The organism is Dactylosporangium sp. CA-233914 (genome assembly GCF_050942935.1).
Taxonomy (GTDB): Bacteria; Actinomycetota; Actinomycetes; order Mycobacteriales; family Micromonosporaceae; genus Dactylosporangium.
This window is the reverse complement of the sequence record NZ_CP192030.1, coordinates 9,048,527-9,068,010: the sequence shown is the minus strand read 5'-3', so window position 1 is coordinate 9,068,010 and position 19,484 is coordinate 9,048,527. Positions and strand designations below refer to the sequence as shown.

Genomic DNA, 19,484 nt, shown 5'->3' with positions numbered 1-19,484 from the left:
TGCTAACCACAGTCCCGCGGAAGGGGGCACGTGCGGGCGGCAGTGTCGTTGAGGGCACTCCCCGTCGCTGCATCTGCGTCGATCCGATCAGCGATCACCTCGACCAGGTTCCGCGCAAACTGACTCGCGTCGCCTGCCGCACGGCCGACCGATAGACCGACGCGTGCGGCCTGCACCCATGTGAGAAGGCTTTCCCGTGCCTCGCGAGCGACGTGGGAGAGGATCGTCAGTAGTGTCTCGGTCGCCTCCGCTGGGTTCGTCCATGCGTCTGCTCGGCTGGAGTACAGCGCGACCGAACGAGCAGCCCATCCTCGCGATTCTGCGAGATCGCAGAGTTCCTGTGGCGTCAGGACAAGGTCGACCACGTTGGTGCCTGCCAGAATGAGGGCATCCTGGCGCAACGCGTCCACACTTAGCTCGGCGTCGATCAGCGCGGTGATGAGCGCGAAGGTTCCGAAGGCCTCGACATCTTGGGCGGCGGCAAATGCCCGGATCGCGATGTTATCGCTCCACAACGGCAGGCTGCGCTGTTCGGCTACCGCAATTGGCGCGTACCAGAGCCCCGCGTCGGCCGGGGCGGAAGCCGCAGCAAGATCCACGATCGTCAGGTCGCGAGCCGGCTCATCGAGAGCGATCGCGCATTGGCGGAGCTGTTGATGTTCGGCCGACGTCGGCTCGTGGCGTACCAGTACGTCGTTTGCCGCGTCATAGGCAACGGTGTAGAACGAGCCCGGTGAGCGGACAAACTCGCGGCGCCCGGCGTCGATGTCGGCGAGCGCGACTCGGGGCAGCAACACCTCGGCGAACGCGGACCGCAGTGCCGGCGACCGATCAGGAATGCGCGTCGCAACGTAGATGGCACTGGTCTCGATGACCGTAGGCAAGATGATCACAACAGAAGAGCTACGGGCGTGGTTAACGATACGACGCGGCTGCTGGGCCTTGACGGCCTGGCCGTGGTCGGGGTCGCCAGCGACCCCGACGTGCCGGTGGTGCACCTGGTCACCGCCGATGAGCAGGCACGACACTGCCCGGACTGCGGCACCGGGCACGGCGGTCCAAGGCCGCCGGTTGACCCGGCCGCGTGACCTGCCGATCGGCGGCCGCCGACCACAACTGGTGTGGACCAAACGCCGCTGGCGCTGCGACGAGCCGGCGTGCCGACGGCGCACGTTCACCGAGTCGGTGCCGGCCGTGCCACCACGCAAGCGGCTGACCAGCCGGCTACGGGCCTCGGCCGGAGCCGCGGTCGCCGATGCCGGGCGCACCGTGGTCCAGGCGGCCCGCGACCATGCGGTGTCCTGGCCGGTCGTCGCGGCGGCGTTCACCGACCACGCCCGGGCGGTGCTGCCAGCCCAGCCCGAGCCGGTGCAGGTGCTGGGTATCGACGAGCCCCGCCGAGGCCGGTCGAGATGGGTCCTCGACGAAGCCACCGGCGTCTGGCAGACCACGGTGGATCGCTGGCACGTCGGGTTCGTCGACCTGTCCGGCCGGCAGGGCCTGCTCGGACAGGTCGAAGGCCGCACCGCCCAGACGGTCATCGACTGGCTCGACGGCCGCGACCAGGCCTGGCGCGACGCGGTGGCGTTCGTCGCGATCGACATGTGCACGATCTTCAAGTCCGCGGTCCGCCGGGCCCTGCCGCAGGCCACCCTGATCGTGGACCATTTCCACCTGGTCCAGCTGGCGAACCAGACCCTCACCGAGGTCCGCCGCCGCGTCACCGTGCGCCATCGGGGCCGGCGCGGACGCAAAGGCAACCGCGAGTGGGAACTACGCAACCGGCTCACCCGCTGCGCCGCCCGGATGCGTGGCGAACACGTCGACGCCCTCCTCGACGAACTCGCCGCCCTGCCCACAGCGATCGGCGCACCGATCACCGCCGCGTGGCACGCCAAGGAAGACCTCCTCGACCTGCTCGCCACCGCCCGCACCCACCCGGACCGCGAACAGGTCCGCGACCTGCTTACCGGTTCTACCGCCGCTGCGCCGACGCCGGCCTTCCCGAACTGGAACGCCTGGCCACGACCGTCCAGACGTGGTGGCCGGAAATCCTGGCGTTCCTGCACACCGGGATCACCAACGCCGGGTCCGAGGGCACCAACCGGGTCATCAAGACCGTCGCCCGCGACGCCTACGGCTTCCGAAACCCCGTCAACCAGCGCCTACGAACCCGAACCGCCACCACCCGCAAAGCCCGCGGGCATCTCGACCCCCGCTAACTTCGAAGAGCCAGCAAATGCCGACCGAACAACGAGTTGACGAACGACGACTTGCCGACGGACACCTGCCCGATGACCGTCAGCGTCGCGGTCGCACCGATACGGCTCCGAAGACGGTCGACGAACCCGGCGTCAGTCAGCACCGTCCGGCCCGCCATGTCGAGATTCGCCGCGGCCGCGAGATCGCCGACGCGGGCAGTCACCACCGCGAGCCGGTCGACCTCCGGGCTGGCACTGAGTTCATCCCATGTCCACATCAGCCATCCCATTTCTGAACGCGAATCTTGCTCGTGGCCGCCACGGACGCCATTGAAGCACTTGCGTTCCATCTGTGCCGCCGCCGAACAGTCGATACGCCGCTCGTTGTTTGGGCATATCCGGCAACCGTTTCTCCGAACGAATCCGGGAAGGGACCCTGTGGAAGGAAGACGCCGTGCAGGGTTGCCGCCCGGACGGCCGGTCACCGGGCGTGCCTACGGCCCGGGCCGACGCTATGCGGGCAGTTCGTCGGCGCCGGCCGGCCGGAACTCGAAGAGGTAGACGCCCGCCGATCCAGGTACGGCGATCGTGGAGGAGCCCGGAAGCCACACCGGCTTGCCAACCGAGCCGTCGACCCGCATGATCGTCGCCCTCGTGCCCGACGCGACGTCCCAGACCTCGATCGCACCGGTGGACTGAGCAGGTCCCGTCCCGGCGATCCAGGCACCGTCAGGAGAGATCGCCAGTTCGTGCATGCCTCTTTCTTCCGCATCGAGAGTACGGACGTGAACCCAATCGGCGGTGTCCCAGATCTCGACGCTGCCGTAGTTGACGGCCGCGAGCCACGCGCCGTCAGGTGCGACATCCAACGACCAGACCGAACTGTCTCCGTCAGCGAAATTTGCGATTTTGGTCCAGGTCCTGGTGTCCCAGATGCGAATGCTGCTGTGCCAACTCGACACGGCGAGCCACGCGCCGTCGGGAGCGAACGCCATGTCGGTGATATTTTCGGCGACGCCCGGCAGCCGGGCGTGCTCAACCCAACCGGCTGCCTTCCAGATCAGGACTGTGCCGACCTGGTCGCACGTCGTGGCGATCCATACCCCGTCGGGTGAGACCGCCAGCTTTGGCGACGGTCCAAATGAATCCGCATCGCGGATTTTCGTTTCCGTCCATTCCCACGTCGAAGTGTTCCAGGCCACAACGCTGCCTTCGTGCCCGAGCCCGACAAGACCACCTCCGTCCGGACTGGCCGCGAGGGCTCGAACGGTCAGGGTCGCCTCCAGCGTCAATCGGGGCTCGGCGCCGGTCGCGTCCCAGATCCGCATGCTGTGCCTGGAAGGTTCTGGCTTGCCGAATCCCCAAGTTCGCCCGTTGCCTGTCGCTACCGCGGCGATGTGGGAACCGTCTCGGGTCACCACGAGATGGTGTACCCGATCAGTGCGGGCGGTTGTAGCTTCCGCGACACCACCCGATGCTGCATCCCAGAAGAAGACCGCCCCGTACGGATCGCCGGTGGCAACCCACCGTCCATCAGTCGCGATTGTCATTGAGACGACGTCCATGCGTGTGGCGAAGCGAGCCCGCTCCCTCCAGGTTGCAACGTCCCAGACGATTGTCATGCGTCGTCCCGCGCCCGCGAGCCACGAGCCGTCCGGTGCGACGGCAAGGTGGCTCGCGGGACTGTCCAGGCGGGCAGTCTCGGTCCACGTCGTGGTGTCCCAGATCCGGCTCGTTTCGTCGTCGCCTGTCGCCAACCACGTGTCGTCCGGCGAGATCGCCAGCGCTCGCACCGCGCCGTTTCCGAGCGAGAGGTGGGTAGACTCGGTCCATCTCGCCGTATCCCAGATCTTGACTATCCCGTTCCGGCCGCCGCTGGCGAGCCAGGTACCGTCACCGGATACCGCGAGCGAAAATACATCGAGCTTGTGCCCAGCGAGTTCTGTCAGCTTCTTGTCGGCTGCGAGGTCCCAAACGTGGATGGTGCCGCGACCGTCACCGACGGCGAGCCAGCGACCGTCGGGGCTGGCGGCAAGCGACCTCACACCCAGGTATTGCCCGCTGAGGCGACGAGACTCGGTCGCGGTGACCATGTCCCAGAGCAGGACATCATTGCCACCGATGGCGAGCCAGCTGCCGTCCCCGGCGACCGCCAGGGCGTGCACGCCCTGCTCGCGCACCGGCAGTCGTCCCCGCTCGCTGCCGGTGGCCGGGTCGTAAAACCGCACGGCTTGTTCCAGCGAGTCCGCGACGAGCAGAACGTTGTCGGCCGGATTCACGGCGAGCGCGGCGACCATGCCGTTGCCCGGTATGATGCGTAGCAAGGCATCATTCGGCGCGTCCGGCAGCGGCCATCGATTGACCAGCATCGCATCGGTAGCCGCGGCCTCGGCGCGGACCACCCGGTCGTGCCAGGCTGGGTCGTCGCGCAACCGGCTCAGCAGGATGTGGAACACCGCGTGCTCCGGATTTGTCGGTCCGAGCAGGTGCGCCATGCGCGACAGGGTTCGGGAAAAGGTCGCCGTATCGGGGGTACGGACCGCCGCGAGGTCGGCGGTCAGGCTGGCCGGGCCAAACCTCGGCAGGCGAATCGCATGCCACCGCAGATCGAGCGCCAAGGCTTCAGCTTCGCCATGACGAGCCGCTGCCACCAGGTGACCCACGAGGTTGTCCCACTGATATCGGTCATCGGCCCGCATCTGCCACCAGGCGATGCCCGGCAGTTGGTGGCCTGCAGCAGTTCTGGGAAGGTCGGCGGCGATGGCGTCGACGAGGGTGGCATTCAGTCGGCCGAGCGCATCGGGGCCGATCTCGTTGCGCAGGAAGGCGCGAATGATGTCGTGGAGTCCGATGGTCGGGCCACCGTTCGGCAACGTGGTCAGCGTTACGAGGGAGAGCCGCCCGAGCCGAGCACACAGTCCGGCGCTCTCACCGAACGCCATCCCCGATGTCGCAGCCCACAGACGGGCTACCAGCTCCACCGGTATCTGTTCGTCCTCGGCAAATATCCCCAGCTCGAGCAGACGGGCCCGGGCCTCGTCGTGCAGCAGTCCGGTGCTCGCCTCCACTGTGGCCCGCACTGCGCGGGCGCGCTGCGTGGGAATGTGGAGGTTCAGCTCGACAGGATCGGTGCGCATGCTGTCGACGGCCGCCGGCCCCGCCTCGTGGAGCTTGGCCAACAGCTCCCGGGCCGCCGCGGTGATGTCGACGCCCGCTTCGAGCCGGTCGGCGAGGACCCGGTTGGACAACCGGAGCAGTAGTGGCCACCGGCCGGTCGCGTCGAGCATACCTTTGGTCAGCATCGGTGGTAGGCCGGGAAGGCCGAACGTCAGCACCTGTCGTGCCTGTTTGCGCGACATCTGATCGACGAGAACAGCATGCGCGCCCGGCGGCAGCGCGGACGGGATCCTGGTGGTGACGAGCCGGACCGTCTTCGGGCCACCGTGCAGAAACGGCACCAGCTGATCCGCTTCCCAGACGTCGTCGAGCACCACCAGCCGGCTCGGACCGTGGTCCAGCACGCGACTCAGATGCTGACCTGCCGCCTGGGGATCCACGTATCCTGGACGTACCCCGGTGATCAGTTCCGCGAGCTCGTTCACTTTGGAGGCGATCAGGATGGGGGTTCTGGCTTCGGATCCGATGGTGATCTGGTAGATATGGCCGCGAAACTGCCTCCGCACCTGGCTGCTGTCGCAGACCATCGCCGCGAGCGTCGTCTTGCCGAATCCGCCTGCCCCGTGCAGGGCCGTCGTGATGCCGACTTCGCGTCGGCCACGACGCAGCGCACGAATGACGTCGTCGAGCTCTCGCTGGCGGGGCACGACCCAGTTCGCCACCGGAACGGCCGCCGGCGGCGCGGGCAGTTCGTTGTCGATCCGCCCACGCCACCACTCACTCACCGACGGCCCGAACGCCCCCACCACGGCCGCCACCGACGCGGCCACCACCGTCCAACCCTTCTTTCCATCAGCCAGCGCCGCCCACGCCCCACCACCGGCCACACCGGCAGCCACCGCCGCCCACGCCAACCGTCGAGGCACGCCCCCAGCCCAGCGCCGAATCACGCTGACACGGTACTCAACCTCATCGACAACGTCCCTCGGCCGGACGTACCGACAGCGCACCCCGACTCAGCAGTAGCTCGGCAGGTGGGCGGCGGCCCGGAAGTGGGTCTAACGAACCGACGGCGATGTTGCTCGGGGTTACCACGAGTACCACACGGAAGAACCGGGAGGGACACGGACATGACACACCGCCGCGACACCAACTGGGCAAGCCCGTTCAGGCCCGCAGGGTCAGCGCGCTGATCCGCTGCCGCAGCCAGCGCGCCTCGGTGGCCTCCTCGTCGCGATCGGCGTCGCCGAGCACTGCTGCGGCGCTGACCGCGGCCCGCATAGCGCCGTGCCGGTCGCCGAGGCGCAGCCACAGCTCGCCCAGCACGACCAGAGCGGCCGCCTGCTGGCCGGCCGCGCCGACGGCGCCGAAGGTGCAGGCCGCGGCGTCCAGGGACTGCTCGGCCCGCAGGGCTCGTCCCGCTCGACGCCCAGCAGGCCCAGCGCCAGCCGGGCATGGGCCTCCACCACCCGGTCGCCGAGTTCCTCGGCCAGCTGCAGCACCTGCGACGGCTCCGATGCCCCATATATTTGTCAAGCGGTTCGTGGGGTTTGGCCTGCGGGGTTGAGCTGTTGGATGAGCTGGTAGATCTCACGGGCGATGTAGCGCTTGAGGCAGCGGATGGCTTCGCGGCGGGTGCGGCCTTGGGCGGTGCGGCGGTCGAGGGAGTCGCGGGTGCGTTGGTCGGTGCGGGCTCTGGCGAGCGCGATTCGGTAGAGGGCGGCGTTGGCGCGGCGATCGGCGCCGCGGTTGAGCCGTCGTCGGCGGGTTTTGCCGGAGGAGAATTCGACGAGGCTGACGCCGCAGAGCGCGGCGAAGGAAGCTTCGGTGTGCATCCGGTCGGGGTTGTCGCCGGCTGCGACGAGAAGAGCGGAGGCACTGTCTGGGCCGATCCCCTTGCGTTGCAACAGATGCGGGGCGTGGGTGTCCAGTACTGCGGTGATCTGCCGCTGGAGTTCGCGTTCCTCGGCGGTGAGGGTTTGGATGCGTCGGGCAAGACGGCGCAGCGTGTATCGGGTGGCGGTGGCGACGTTGGTGGGGGTGGTGTCTGGTAGGTCGGCGCAGCGGCGGATCAGGGCGGCGTTGGTGCAGCCGGCGAGCTGGTCGCGCAGGCCCGGGTCGGCGCTGATGATGACGGCCTTGAGTTGGTTGATCGTTTGGGTGCGGGACTTCACCGCGGAAGCTCGGGCGAGGCGGAGCAGGCGCAGGATCTCCACCGGTCCGTCGGCGGTCTTGGCGGTGGTCGTGGCCCGCTGGACAGCACGGCGTGCGCAGCGGCGACAGCGTCGACGGTGTCGGTCTTGCCGTGGCGGCGGCGGGCGGCGCGGTCGGGGCGGTTGACTTCGATCACGGTGATGTGGTGGCGGTGCAGGAAACGGCTCAGTGCGGCGCCGTAGGAGCCGGTGCCTTCCACGCCGGCATACTCCAGGATGCCGAAGCTGCGGGCCCAGGTCAGCAGCTGGCGGTAGCCGGTGGCGGTGGTGGGGAAGGTCGCATCGCCGAGCTGGACGCCGAGCGTGGTGATGACCGCGGCAACGTGGACGTCTTTGTGCGTGTCGACGCCGAGAATCACCTGGTTCAGGTCCCGGGTCGGGCTGACCGGCTGGGTGCCTGGCCGGACCTGGATGGGGCATCCTGGGCATGGCGTGTTCGTCCTTCCGATGGCTCGTGGGGCGGATAGCCATCGCCGGACCGGTGGGGCGGTCAGAACTGTGACGGTGCGCTTGTTCGCAGCAAGGCCCCTATCGGGACACGCTCTACCGGTCCGGTGACAGCATGCGCTCCCACTGCCGACGGCCGACAGATCGGCGCCAAGGCATCGAATGAGCCAGTTGCGTTACGGGTCAGACCGCAGCAGCCGGAGCACGGCTTCAGACTCTCAAAGCCGCAAACCGAGACTCACAGTATGCGTTACGCGTGCCGGGTGTCACGGCCTCCGCGACCCGGTCGATGTAGTCGGCGAATGTCGGCATCTCGCGAGGCGCGGGGTTGCTGAGCAGTTCCTCGGGCGTGATCCCCAACTGCGTCAGCAGGACCCGCACCGTGTCCAGCTCGGCGCGTTTGCGTGCGGTCATCCGCGGTCACCGTCACCGGGAAGAAGGTCGTGCCGCCGCAGCATTGCGTCGACTACGGGGATCAGCGCGATACGCACAGAACTCTCCCGGTCGCCCGCCACCCCCAATGCGACGCACGAGGCTCGCCGACGGTTCCATCACCATGCGGGCTCCACCGCACGACGTTGGTGAAGGCCGGGGCGACCGGCTCGATGATCTCCCACCCCTCGGCGATCAGCCCGTCACCCCCGATCCGCCAGATGTTGACGACCGCGAACTCCGGCCCTCCGCTGGGAAGCCAGCGCCGCGAGTGCACCACCTCACGATGGCCGTACAGCGGAAGGATGCCCGGCGCGATCCTGTACAACACCACGAGATCCAAGCGGGTGCGAGTACCAGTTCAGGTGGGCGGCTACCCACTCTTCCAGGGCCTGCACCCATGGGGGCAACCTCGGCACTGATCCGTATGTTCCCGAAGGGGTCCTACAGTGGATTCGTGAGTGGTGATGGGCGGCGGCAGCCGCCGGCCGTCGATCCATGGGGTGAGGACTACGGCGATGTGCCGGAGATGCTCGCAGGTGCGGAGTCTGCGTCCGTAGAGGAGGCGGACACCGCCTGGGAGCGCATCTTTCAGCGTCTGTTCGGTGTGAACGGTCGCTACCCGTCGTTGGACCGCCTTGCGCCGGTGATTGCAGCGGCAGTGCCGCATTTCGTGGCGCTGGCCCGGTCGGCGCCGCATGGGCGGGCCACGGCGCTGTCCGCGGCCGGGCGGGCGGCGGACTCGGAGCGGTCGTTCCGACCGTCGTCGGAGGAGCGCGGCGCGCTGCAGGCGCTGGCGCCGAGAATGGTGCCGTTGCTTGATGATCCGGATGCGGCGGTGCGCGCCTCGGCGGTGTACGCGTTGTCCCAGGCCGGCGTCGATGCGGGTCCGCTGCGGCATCGGCTGGCGGTGGAGGCGGAGCCGGATGTCCGGGCGGCGTTGCTGCTGGCGCTCGGGGCGGAAGCGGTCGGGACGCTGGAGTTGGAGGGTACGGTTGCGGTCGCGGCAGCGTTGGTGAGCGTCCGGGCCGGGTTGCCGTTGCCGCCCAACACGGCGGCGGCGGTGTTGTCCGGTGCGGAGGCGCCGGCCGACTGGCGGCGTCGCGAGTTGACGCTGGCGGACCTGCTGTGCGCGACCGATGGTGCACTGCTCGACGCGTTGCCGTCGACGGTGCCGGTGCTGCGGGCGGTCGAGGACTGCTGCCGCTGGCATCGCCTGGCGCGGGCGTGGGCGGCGCAGTGGGCCGGGCGGCTGCTCCTCGACGACGACCCGTCGCTGCGGGCGGCGGCCGTCGACGCCGTGGCCGCGACGGGAGCGGCGGCGGCGCCGTGGGCCGACGACTTGGCCCGGGCCGCAACCCTCGCGGACACGCCGGCCGACGCGCGTGAGAAGGCGATCTGGGTGCTGGGCCGGCTCGGCGACCCGCGTTGGGTGCAGTTCGGCGGGTGGACGGCCTGCGGTTGGCCCGTGCTGAGCGCGACACAGGTCGACGCGGTGGGCGCGCTGCTGGGGCGGGCGTCCGCGGCCGGTAATGCCGAGGTCGTGGTGACGCTGGCCGATCAGTTGCAGAGGCTGGGTGCGCGAGCATCCGCGCTGGCGCCGCAGCTACGGGCGGCCCGTGCGCTGGCACCTCGGGAGGTGGCGTGGGCGCTGGCCCGGATGGACGCGGCCGAGCCGGCGGATTTGCCGGCGCTGCGTTCGCTGCCCAGCGAGGGCTTCGCCGAGCTGGCGTTCGCGTGCCGGCGGTTGACCGGTGACCGGTCGGTGGTCGTCGAGGCGATCCGGCAGGCGATCGACGCCTCGGAGCTGCCGCAGGTCGCCCTTGGGCTGACGATGGCCGTCGACGCGGGCCTGAAGTTGCCGGGGCTGCTGGAGACATTGCGGAAGTGGCAGCGGCCCGGCGATGCGCCGCCGAGGGTCCACCGCGCGCAGCTGGCCGCGGCCCGGGTCCTGGTCGCCGCCGGTGAGCCCGTGGACAAGATCCTGGCAACCGTTCGTTCGATCGCGGGCCAGGGCGGGCTGAGCGCCGGACTCTCCGCGTCGCTCGCCGCCGATCTCGGCTGGACCGAGCTGATCGACGACCTGCTTGTCGCCCTCGATTCGACCACGGACCCGGCTCCAGTCGCCGAGGCGTTGTGGCGGCTGGGCGTGCCCGCCGACGATCTGACGCCGAGACTGCTGGCCGCCGTCGAGGACGGCCTCCGGTCGGCCGAGGCGGTGCAGGCCTTGGTGACGATCGCCGCGACGAAGGCGGCCCCGCGGCTGGATCGGCTCGCTGAGCGCGACCGGTCCGTCGTCTACGACCACCGCCCGCACATCATGGTGTGGTGTGACGACCACCTCAGGTCCGACCTGCGAGCGGCGGCCGCCACACTCGGCGATCGATGCGGGCCGTGACCTCCGCCAAACTCCAAAGCTGGCTGCAGCTACTGGGCAAGCCAGGCGCCGACTGTCAGTGGACAGCCTGCTTGTATCGCCAGCTTGCCATGACGAGTAGCACGGGGAGCCGCCACTCGGCCGCATTCAACTTGTGTTTGATGGCGAGGGTAGCGAGGACGTCGTTTTCGTGGTCCTCGTCAGTGTCCGGTGCGGTCGCTGCGGCGGCCTGCACCACGCTGAGGATAAAGGCGAGGTTCTCGGGTGATATCCAGATCTGCGCGAGAAGAGCCTCTCGGCGGATCTGCTCGTCCCTTTCGCTGATCGGTACGAACGGACCGATGCCAAAGTCGCTGTCGTTGCCCATATCGTCACCCCCTGCCGTAGCTGCGTCACTCAACGCTATGGCCGGTCCATCGGGCATGACCATGACAGGTAGGTGGAAGTCCCTGACATGCTTGGCGGGGTTGCGCCTGTCCAGCGGCCGAATGCCTACGCTCATCGCCATGCGGCTCGCGGTCATTGATCCACTACCGATGTACCGCCAAGGCGTCGTCTCCGTTCTGTCTGCAGCCGGCCACGTCGTAGAGACGCCAGACGATCTTCTGGCGTGGTTACGCCGCGGGCATGACGGCTTGGTGCTGCTGACCCTCGACACCAGCACGAGTTGGGACGCGCTCGGGCGTCTGCGGGCCGCTACGAACGAGTACCCAGTCATCGCGATGCTCGCCGAGGAGTCGGCCGCCGCGGGCGCGAAGGCCGTGCGAGCCGGTGCACGCTCTGTTCTGCCCCGGGGCACGAGCGCAGCAGTGTTGACCCGTACCGTGGAGGCGACGGCCGGGGGGCAGGCCGTGCTGCCGGCAGAGGTGGTGGCTGCCCTGCTGTCCGGGGTGGCATCCACCGACCGTGGCGAGAGCATGCTGACGGCCGAGCAGCGGGTGTGGTTGCGCTACCTCGCCGATGGGATGACGGTCGCCCGGCTTGCCGAGCAGGTCGGATACTCCGAGCGGGCCATGTTTCGACTGCTTCAAACGCTGTATCGCCGGCTCGGTGCCCGCACCCGCATCCAGGCGATCGTCCGCGCTCAGGAGCAGGGCTGGCTGGTTCAGGACGTCACTGACCCGGGGCTCACCTAGCCGACGGCTGGACCAGATCCCGTTCAAGAATGGCCAGCACCGGGCGCAGTCGCTCGCGTTCGGCTCGATCGACGGCAGTCTCGTAGACCAGGAACGTCATGAACTTCGCATGGCCGGGTGCCGCCTGGGCCGTGTTGGGCCGGGATTTGTTGATCGCGTCGACGGCCTCGTGGATGGCCGGTCCGCCAGCCTCCAGGTGCAGGCCGCACAGTGCCAGCCCCGCGAGCTCCCACGCGGCGAAGTCCTGGCCGTCGTTGCCCGTACGCTTACGTGCCATCATGAGCAGGCTCTCGAAGGCGGCGCGAGCTTCGTTTCGACGCCTCAGCCGGCGAGCGGCCACCGCTCGTATGGCGATCACGATCAACGATCGCTCCGCATCGCGGTAGCGCTCAGCGAGCGCAGCCTCGCGTCGGGCGCGGCGAAAATCTTTCGTCCTCAGCCGCACCGCGCAGATCGTCAGACGGGCCTGGAGCCCGGTGAACGAGTCGTGGTTGCGCAGCGCCAGTTCAAGGGCCTGCCGGGCATACGAGAGCGCCTCGTCGTCGCGGTCCTGCGCGAGCCGCACGTCCGCCAGCGCGTCTAGACACAGCGCACGTAGTGATTCGTCCGGATGGCGGTGCTCAATCTCGCGAGCCTCCTCGACGACGCGTTCCGCGTCGTCGTTGCGCTGCACGTCCAGGTAGAGCCGGGCGAGCCGGACGGCCACGCGAACCCGCTGCGGCGAGCCCGCGTCCGTCGTTTTGTGCGCTCGCTCCATCAACTCGACGGCGTCGGTAAAGCGGACCTCCCGCCGGCTGGCGCGCGCCAAGCCCTCAAGGGCGCTGGCTCTCACCATCGATGCGCCGGGCGCCAGGCGGAGGGCCTCTTCGAACTCCTCGTGTGCTTTCCCGGCATCGCCGCGCGACCAGTGGAGCCAGCCCAAATGCAGCCTGGCCGTCGCTTGGATCCCAGGGACCCCGCCGTCCAGGTCGAGCACCTGCCGGAACGCCTCCTCGGCTCCATCGAAATTTTCGCCGCGGTGGAACAGGTAGCCGAGAACGTTGTAGTTCGCAGGTTGGAGATCAGGGCTGATCTGCTCAGAGATCTTCTCGCGGCGCGCTCGTAGGCGGAGGTCGGGCCGGCCTGGACCGGCGGTGTCGATAGCGATCATTGATTTATACGCCTCGATGGGTAGATCGGCCCGTAAGAAGGCATCGATCTCCGGAAAGTAGGCCGAGCGCCCTGCCTGGTGCGGCTCGGCAGACGAGACGCGCTTCAACTTGAGCCGAAGGGCGGCGGTGCGCAGCAGCCACCGCATTCGCTGTGCCTCGGCCTCCGGAACGTCACTCCAGTCCAGGGCGCGCTGCGCCTCCCGGATCGGCAGAAAGTACAACCCGTCGACGTTCCGCACTACGTAACGGCTCAGCTCGCCAAGCTCCTGCTGGATGTCCTCGAGGCTTATCTCCGGCTCAGCTCCACTATTTACGACAGAGGTGACGTCGTCGGCGTTGACAGGAGCGGCGAAGGCGGCAAGGGCCTCATACACCCTTTTACCCTCCGGCGAGAGCGTCTCCATAAGTCGGCCGATCAGGCGTTTGCGGATGTACCCGACGTCATCGGACTGTCGGACCCAGGCGCGCACCTTAGCCGCTAGATCCGCCGCCGGTGGACTCTTCCGTCGTTCGGTAATGGCGTCGAAGAGCTCCGCGAGCCGCAGCTGGCCCCCGAGGTCGCGCCACAAGCGCCGCAGCGTCTCGTCGTCGAGGAAGGCAGCCGTCCGTGAGCGGCTGTCGCGTCTTTCGCCGACGACGCTCTTGAAGTAGCCGAACGGCAGCCCGCGTACGGTGATGGGCCTTCTCGGCAGCCACCTCTCGTGCGAATCGGAGCGCTGCGGCAGCACATTCGTCACGAGGATGACCCGCACGCGGTGCCGGGCAATGGCGAGCGCCTGGAACGCCTCGTCGAGCGCGAGATCGGTGAGGTGTCCGTCCTGGTCCAGCAGGAGCTCCGCGTTGTCGATGACAATGACTACGCGCTCGGAATGGTACCGGGCGAGCGCCCTCTCCAGACGACCCAGCATGGACTCGTCGAACGGGGGGCCGGAAAGATCGGTCGAGTCGCCGCCTGCGGCGAGGTCTCGCACGAGGGTGTCCGCCGAAGGGTGGTCGGTCGGAGTGACCTGGTGCGTGTGGTAGGGGACGTTCAGCTCCTTGACGACCCGCGTGACGAGCTCCGTCTTGCCGACTCCCTCATCCCCCTGGACGACGATCACGCGGGTCCACCGACTTCGCAACGCCCACCGGAGTCGCGAACGTTCGCTGTTCCGATCTACGAACAGCGGGGCTGCGTCGCGCCGGTAAAAGGATGGCGGTGGATCCTTCCGTTGCGGTCGCATCAGGGCGTATACGGCAATAGCGGTCGTGATAATTCCGCCGAGCTTGTCGCCGACGTCCAAGGCGTTCTGCGGGCCGTTCAGCTGGTTGTTGGTGACCAGCCCGGCGAGCGCGGAGAGAGCGCCGGTCCAGAACGCCACCGCGATGATCAGGCAGGCAACGCCGACTCCGACCCGTGCCCTGTTTCGCCTAACCCATCCCACTCCGTCATCATGCCGTTACCTTCTGCCAGAATGAATAGCCCTACCGGACGATGGCATCGCCGCCCTTGATTGCGTCGCCGCCGCGACGGCACCGGCTCCGGATGTCGAGAGATCCCCCACCCGTCGTCCGACCGTCAGGTCTCCCCGAACAGCGTCAAGAGGGTGGAAATGTTCTAGATCGGTAGATCGGCTGACCGATCTCGATCGGCGCTATGGATGTTCCGATCGGCGTCTTGACGCGGCGACACTAGCCTTCGGCTTCGGCCTGGTCGGCCTTGAGATCTCGGTCGATGATGCGTTGCAGTTCGGCGTGCAGATCGCGGTAGAGCTGGCGGGCCTCGTCGCTGAGCGTGTCGTCATCGGCAAGCGTCTGTGCGCGGTCGCGGTTGTCGATGTTCTGCTGTGCCGGCTGTCCGGGTGTCCAGGATGCGCGGGGCACTCCGGAGACGAGCAGCTCGCCGTAGATCTGGTTGCGGTTGATGTTGGGGTGGCGGTCGAGGGCTTCGACGAGCTCGGCGACGAGTACCGGCTCGTCGAGGACGAAGTTCGGGCAGTGGGCCAGCGACTCGGCGAGGAACAGCAACTCGTCGTCGGTGCCCTGCGCAGCGATGGTCGTGATGGCGGTTGTGGCGCCGGCGGTGGGTCGAATACCGGCGATGGCTGGCCAGATCTTGCTCCGCTGGAGCCGCCGCATGCCGGCGGTTTCCGCGGAGCGCTCGACCCAGGTGACCAGCGCACTGGGATAGTCGGCGAAAGGACGTTCGAGTCCCCATCCGGGTCGCAGCAGCTGCGATCCGCCACGCTCGGCGTGGAGGGCGAGGACGTCGAGGACGTCGCCGGGCAGCGCGTCGGCGAGCGCCATGAGGGTGCCGCGATTTGCGGTCTGCAGCTTCGGCAGCGCGCGAAACAGGTCGAGGATGGCGCGCCGTTCAGTGTCGCTCATGGCCGCCACCCACGTCTCCGGGTCGGTGCCCTCCGCGATCCAGATGGCGGACACGACTGCGTCCGGCGCGGTGGGGACGAACGTGAGCAGCAGCGGGACGGTGCCGAGTGGGTCTGCGCGGAGCAGCGCGCCAGTGCTTTGGACCGCGGTGTACTGGATCGCCGGGTCGGGGTGTGTCGTGGCGTCGGTGATCACGATCGCGGCGTCGGCTGCCACTGCGCTCCAGCCGCCCCGGAAGAAGCCCTGCAGCGCGCCGGTGAAGACCGTGGACCGGCTGGTAACCGCGACCTGCAGCGCCTGCAGGAACTCGGTCCGGTCGTCCAGGAGGGTGTCGAGCACGACAGCGACGGCGGCGTCGAGCGGGCTTGGCGGCGCCGCGACGATCGCGTCGAACACGGCCCGCCGGTGCTCTGGCCGCTCGTTAAGGACAGTCCGAAGCGTCTGTTCCAGCCCTGCGACAGGCCCGGTCTGGGTTGCGGCGATGACGGTGACGCGTTCGGCGAGCCGCTCGACCAGCGCACGGGCGTCGAGGGCGTCCTGCCAGAGCCGGACAGCGAGCTGTTGGCGAGCTTGTTCACGCCGCGCAACGGTCCGTTCGTAGTGGTCGACGGCGCTCTGACCGTCGCCGGGCGTCTTGCCGTCCGTGTCGGGGTCGGGGGCGAGGTCTGCGAGGGCGAGGCTGTCGTGGTCGGCGGTCGCGAGGAGGTCGGTGAGCTCGTCCTCGTGGTGCGCCTCGATGGCGGCCAACAGCGTTCGGCTGCCGTGGCGGATGGAGGCTGAGGTCGCGTGTTCGGCGGTCCAGGTGACGGCGGCTCGGATACGGCAGCGGATGAGCGGTTCGGTGGTGTCTGCGGCCGCGGTGGACAGCACGGCGAGGGTCTGCAGGTCGTCGTCCTCCCAGGCGAGGATCGTCTCCTCCGGCATCGTCTGACCGAAGTAGGCGACCGGCTCGCCGAGCGCGGCGCCGAGCAGGCTCGCAGCCTCGACGGCCGGTGCGGCGTCGGCGCCGGCCAGGACTGGGGCGAGCAGCTGACGAATACGGTCGCGAAGTGCCCGGACAGAGGCCGGTGCGACGGTGTAGGGCCGGAACTCGATGGCATTGAGCTGCCAGTGCTGCGTGGTGCCGGACTTGGCCAGCAGCGGCTCGATCACCGACAGCGGGCTGCGGCACCATGAGGCGTCGGTCGGCTCGGCGAGCCAGGCGGCGACCCGATCCACCAGTACGTCGGCGGTGGCGACGCCCGCTGGGGCGCCGAGTTCGGCGAGCTGCTCGATCACGCGGACCGGATGGTCGGGGTCCTGGTGGGGCGGGCTGGCGTCGGTCCGGGCGAGCCCCCAGAGCAGGTCGAAGCCGTCGGCCAGCAGCGCGGCGTCGGTGCGAGCGCAGATGCCGGCCAAGCGGGCGCAGCGTCGGCGTACGTCGTTGTGGGTCAGCCAGCCGCGTGGGACGTTCGGGCCCGAACTCGTGATCGCGTCTCGGAGTAGCGGCAGCACACTGGCGCCCTGCGTCGCAGCGACGGCGGTCAGCGCGTCGAGCGCCTCGCAGCGCACCGCGTGGTCAGCGGTCGTGAAGCGGGCCCGGAAGTCGGTCCAGCTGGAGCTGAACAGATCCGGTGCAGATGCGGCACCGGGTTCGACGTGGTCCAGGCGCCAGTCCAGGTTGGCGAAACTGGTCAGCAGCATGAGCTGCTGGTCCGGGAACGCTTGCCAGAGCTGATCGACGAAGCCGCTGTCCTGGCCCATCATGACGGCCTGTTCGGCGAGCAGGTGATCGCCGAGGAGGTCCGGGACGACCCCGACGAGGCCGTCACGGTTGAGCAGTACGCCGTGGCCGTTCAACGCTTCGATCACCTGCAGCAACTCGCCGCGGCCGATGCCGAGGAAGCTGGCGAGCGCGTCGAGCAGTGGCAGGTCGGCGAGGCGGATCTGGGTTAGGGCGGCGATCGTGGCCAGGATCTTCCTGGTTTGCGAGCCAGTGGCGCCGGGGACGCCGTCGGTGACGGCCTCACCGTAGCGGGTCATGATCTCGTGTTTCAGGTCGGCGTTGACGGCCAGCGGGGTGGTGAGCTCGTTGCGTCGGATCAACTCGATCGCCAGGACCGCGAGTAGCGGCGTGGCGCGGGCCGCCTGGGCGAGGCCCTCGGCGAACGGCGCGGTGAGATGCACCTCCTCCTGCAGGGCGGCGACGAGTTGTCTGGCGGCGGACGCGGTCAGCGGCGTGACCTCGTGGACCGTGAGGTCGGGCAGGCCGAACTTGGCCGCCACGAGCGCCCGCTCGCAGAGCACCCGCCCGCCCGGCCGGCCGGTGAGCACGACCCGCACCCCGCTGGTGTTACGCGCGTACCGCAGCAACCCGTCGAGGCCCGCCGGGTCGCGGTGGATGTCCTCGACGAGGACGATCGCCGGCGCCACGGGCAGTTCACCAAACGCGTCCTGGTCCAACGTGCAGCCGTCGGCGCGGGCGAGCACCGGCACCGTCTCAAGCTCGTCCCGGACCTGGCTGAGGGCCGCCAGCGCTAGACGAGACTTCCCGCGGCCGGCGGGTCCCTCGATGAACGTGACCCGCGGACCGGCGGGATCGCGCAGCGCGGCGACGATCGCGGCGACGTCGGGGTCGCGGCCGACGAGTGCCGCGCGATGGTGGAATCGGTCCTTCGGGTCCAGCAGCGGCGCGAAGTACGCGTCGAGGAACACGAACGCGTCGGTGCCCGGGTCCGCCAGGAACTTCCGGCGCTCTGTTTCGCCGAAATGCGTGTCGAGTAGTGCGCGCGCGTCCTGGACCAGCAGGGACCGGACGTGATCGCCGAGGTCCTCCTGGTCCCAGATGTCCCAATCGGGGAGTTTATCGATCCTGGCTCGGACGTCCGCGCCGGCCTTTCGCGAGTAGACGATGATCCGCCGGTCGGCGGTTTCGCCCGCCTCCGACATCTCGTCCATGACCTTGTCGATGGTGGCGTCGGTGAGTTTGGTTAGGTCTTTGCAGCTCCAGGCGCCGTGGGTTCCGTCCGAGTAGGTGCCGCGATGGTCGACGCCGCCCTGCTTCTGCCCGGTTGTGCCGTTCCGCGATGAACTCACCAGGCGCGGGTCCGCGCCCGGGATGCGGGCCATGCGTTTGAGCAGGTCGCCGAGAAACTCCTCCAGGGCATATCCGCCCATACCAGACGTCGGGAGGAGTTCGCTCATCTCCCCACACTATCGGGGTGCGGTCGATGTACCGGTGTGCGACATAGTGCTGTGTGCGGGAGCGCCGGAACCGGAAGCCTGAGCCGGCGACTGCAGCACGAGTCGAACTCGCCGATCCGACACAACCGGTCATAGGCTCCGGACCACGCAGCCCGCGCGCGGAGAGGGCGTCGGTGTTCAGCTGGTAGGTTTCGGGGTCTCCCGGCCATGCCACGCGATCAGCGCACCCCCGCGACCTCCCGAAGTCGCGGAACGTTGAGCGTTCATCGTTCACTGTGACCGAGATGGGGCCGGAATCGCGCGACGCTTCAGGGCCGGGTCCGATCAGAGACACACCTCGTCTCGCTGTTCTCGGGCGGCGCGGTGCCAGCCTGGTCCGCGGTGTCCGTCCCTGGACCGAACATGTGCGCGATCGGCATCCAGCCCTCGCCCAGATCCTGCCCAGGGGCGGCGCGGTCACCAGGTCGTCGCCTGCGAGGCTCACCCAGGTAAACCCGGCCTTCGTGGCGGAAGGTGGTGTCGAAGACGACCACGGACGTATCGAACACCTCGTCCTCGACGGGGAGCCAGCCCTTGGTGTGCAGGTCGTGTCCACGCTGGGTCGGGATGCTTCGGCGACGCCATGCCGCAGTGCTGCGACGCAGGGGTGTTCAAAGCTGCATTAGACCACTCGGTGGCCGTCGATGGGCTGTGCGGGCGGGTGCGGTTGGCCGGTCATGGCGGCGAGGGCGTGGCGACGGCTTGGAGGTCGGCGCGGATATAGGTGGTGGTAGCTGGTCCGGTGGTGTCGGTGTGGCCGGCGTACGCGCGGGCGGTGCCGTGTCGAAGGGGGGGACCCCAACTCATAGCAGCCCTGCATG

The 19,484-nt window shown here is 68.7% G+C and carries 11 protein-coding genes and 2 pseudogenes; 3 read left to right on the top strand and 10 right to left on the bottom strand.

The genetic code is table 11. From position 1 onward, the window contains the following. Positions 1-2 precede the first annotated feature (2 nt). The gene (locus tag ACQPY0_RS40570; RefSeq protein ID WP_432973489.1) at positions 3-893 is read right to left on the bottom strand and encodes a hypothetical protein; all 891 of its coding nucleotides are present in this window, start codon (positions 891-893) and stop codon (positions 3-5) included. An 18-nt stretch (positions 894-911) separates the two neighbouring features. Here ACQPY0_RS40570 and ACQPY0_RS40565 point away from each other — a divergent pair. Continuing rightward, positions 912-2,222, top strand: a pseudogene (locus ACQPY0_RS40565) (ISL3 family transposase). Here the strand turns inward: ACQPY0_RS40565 and ACQPY0_RS40560 are convergent. The 6 genes and pseudogenes from ACQPY0_RS40560 to ACQPY0_RS40535 all read right to left on the bottom strand — a co-directional run bounded on the left by ACQPY0_RS40560 (position 2,219) and on the right by ACQPY0_RS40535 (position 8,741). Next, complete coding sequence (locus tag ACQPY0_RS40560; protein ID WP_432973487.1) at positions 2,219-2,551, bottom strand: hypothetical protein; 333 nt, start codon at positions 2,549-2,551, stop codon at positions 2,219-2,221. The pseudogene ACQPY0_RS40565 and the gene ACQPY0_RS40560 sit on opposite strands and share 4 nt — an antisense overlap. A 162-nt stretch (positions 2,552-2,713) precedes the next feature. Continuing rightward, on the bottom strand, positions 2,714-6,268 hold the full coding sequence (locus ACQPY0_RS40555; protein ID WP_432973485.1) for an NB-ARC domain-containing protein: 3,555 nt from the start codon (positions 6,266-6,268) through the stop codon (positions 2,714-2,716). A 217-nt stretch (positions 6,269-6,485) separates the two neighbouring features. Further along, positions 6,486-6,644, bottom strand: a complete 159-nt coding sequence (locus tag ACQPY0_RS40550; protein ID WP_432973483.1) for a hypothetical protein — start codon at positions 6,642-6,644, stop codon at positions 6,486-6,488. A gap of 206 nt (positions 6,645-6,850) precedes the next feature. Further along, a pseudogene (locus ACQPY0_RS40545) lies at positions 6,851-7,944 on the bottom strand (IS110 family transposase). 244 nt (positions 7,945-8,188) lie between these two features. After that, complete coding sequence (locus tag ACQPY0_RS40540) at positions 8,189-8,392, bottom strand: hypothetical protein (RefSeq protein ID WP_432973481.1); 204 nt, start codon at positions 8,390-8,392, stop codon at positions 8,189-8,191. A 61-nt stretch (positions 8,393-8,453) separates the two neighbouring features. Continuing rightward, positions 8,454-8,741: a hypothetical protein gene (locus tag ACQPY0_RS40535; RefSeq protein WP_432973479.1), complete on the bottom strand. Its 288-nt coding sequence runs from the start codon at positions 8,739-8,741 to the stop codon at positions 8,454-8,456. 126 nt (positions 8,742-8,867) lie between these two features. Here ACQPY0_RS40535 and ACQPY0_RS40530 point away from each other — a divergent pair, with 126 nt between their 5' ends. Then, a complete protein-coding gene (locus ACQPY0_RS40530; RefSeq protein ID WP_432973477.1) occupies positions 8,868-10,808 on the top strand; it encodes a hypothetical protein in 1,941 nt (646 codons plus the stop codon). Between the two features lie 55 nt (positions 10,809-10,863). Here the strand turns inward: ACQPY0_RS40530 and ACQPY0_RS40525 are convergent, their stop codons facing one another. Continuing rightward, positions 10,864-11,154, bottom strand: a complete 291-nt coding sequence (locus ACQPY0_RS40525; protein ID WP_432973475.1) for a hypothetical protein — start codon at positions 11,152-11,154, stop codon at positions 10,864-10,866. 139 nt (positions 11,155-11,293) lie between these two features. Between ACQPY0_RS40525 and ACQPY0_RS40520 the strand changes: the two genes are divergently transcribed. Then, positions 11,294-11,923 (top strand): DNA-binding response regulator, encoded by a 630-nt coding sequence (locus ACQPY0_RS40520; protein ID WP_432973473.1) that lies wholly within the window; start codon positions 11,294-11,296, stop codon positions 11,921-11,923. Here the strand turns inward: ACQPY0_RS40520 and ACQPY0_RS40515 are convergent. Both ACQPY0_RS40515 and ACQPY0_RS40510 read right to left on the bottom strand, forming a co-directional pair. After that, positions 11,916-14,435 (bottom strand): tetratricopeptide repeat protein, encoded by a 2,520-nt coding sequence (locus ACQPY0_RS40515; RefSeq protein WP_432973471.1) that lies wholly within the window; start codon positions 14,433-14,435, stop codon positions 11,916-11,918. The two genes, ACQPY0_RS40520 and ACQPY0_RS40515, sit on opposite strands and share 8 nt — an antisense overlap. Before the next feature lie 310 nt (positions 14,436-14,745). Continuing rightward, entirely contained in the window at positions 14,746-18,624 is a 3,879-nt protein-coding gene (locus ACQPY0_RS40510; protein WP_432973469.1) for a hypothetical protein, read from the bottom strand. Positions 18,625-19,484 lie beyond the last annotated feature (860 nt).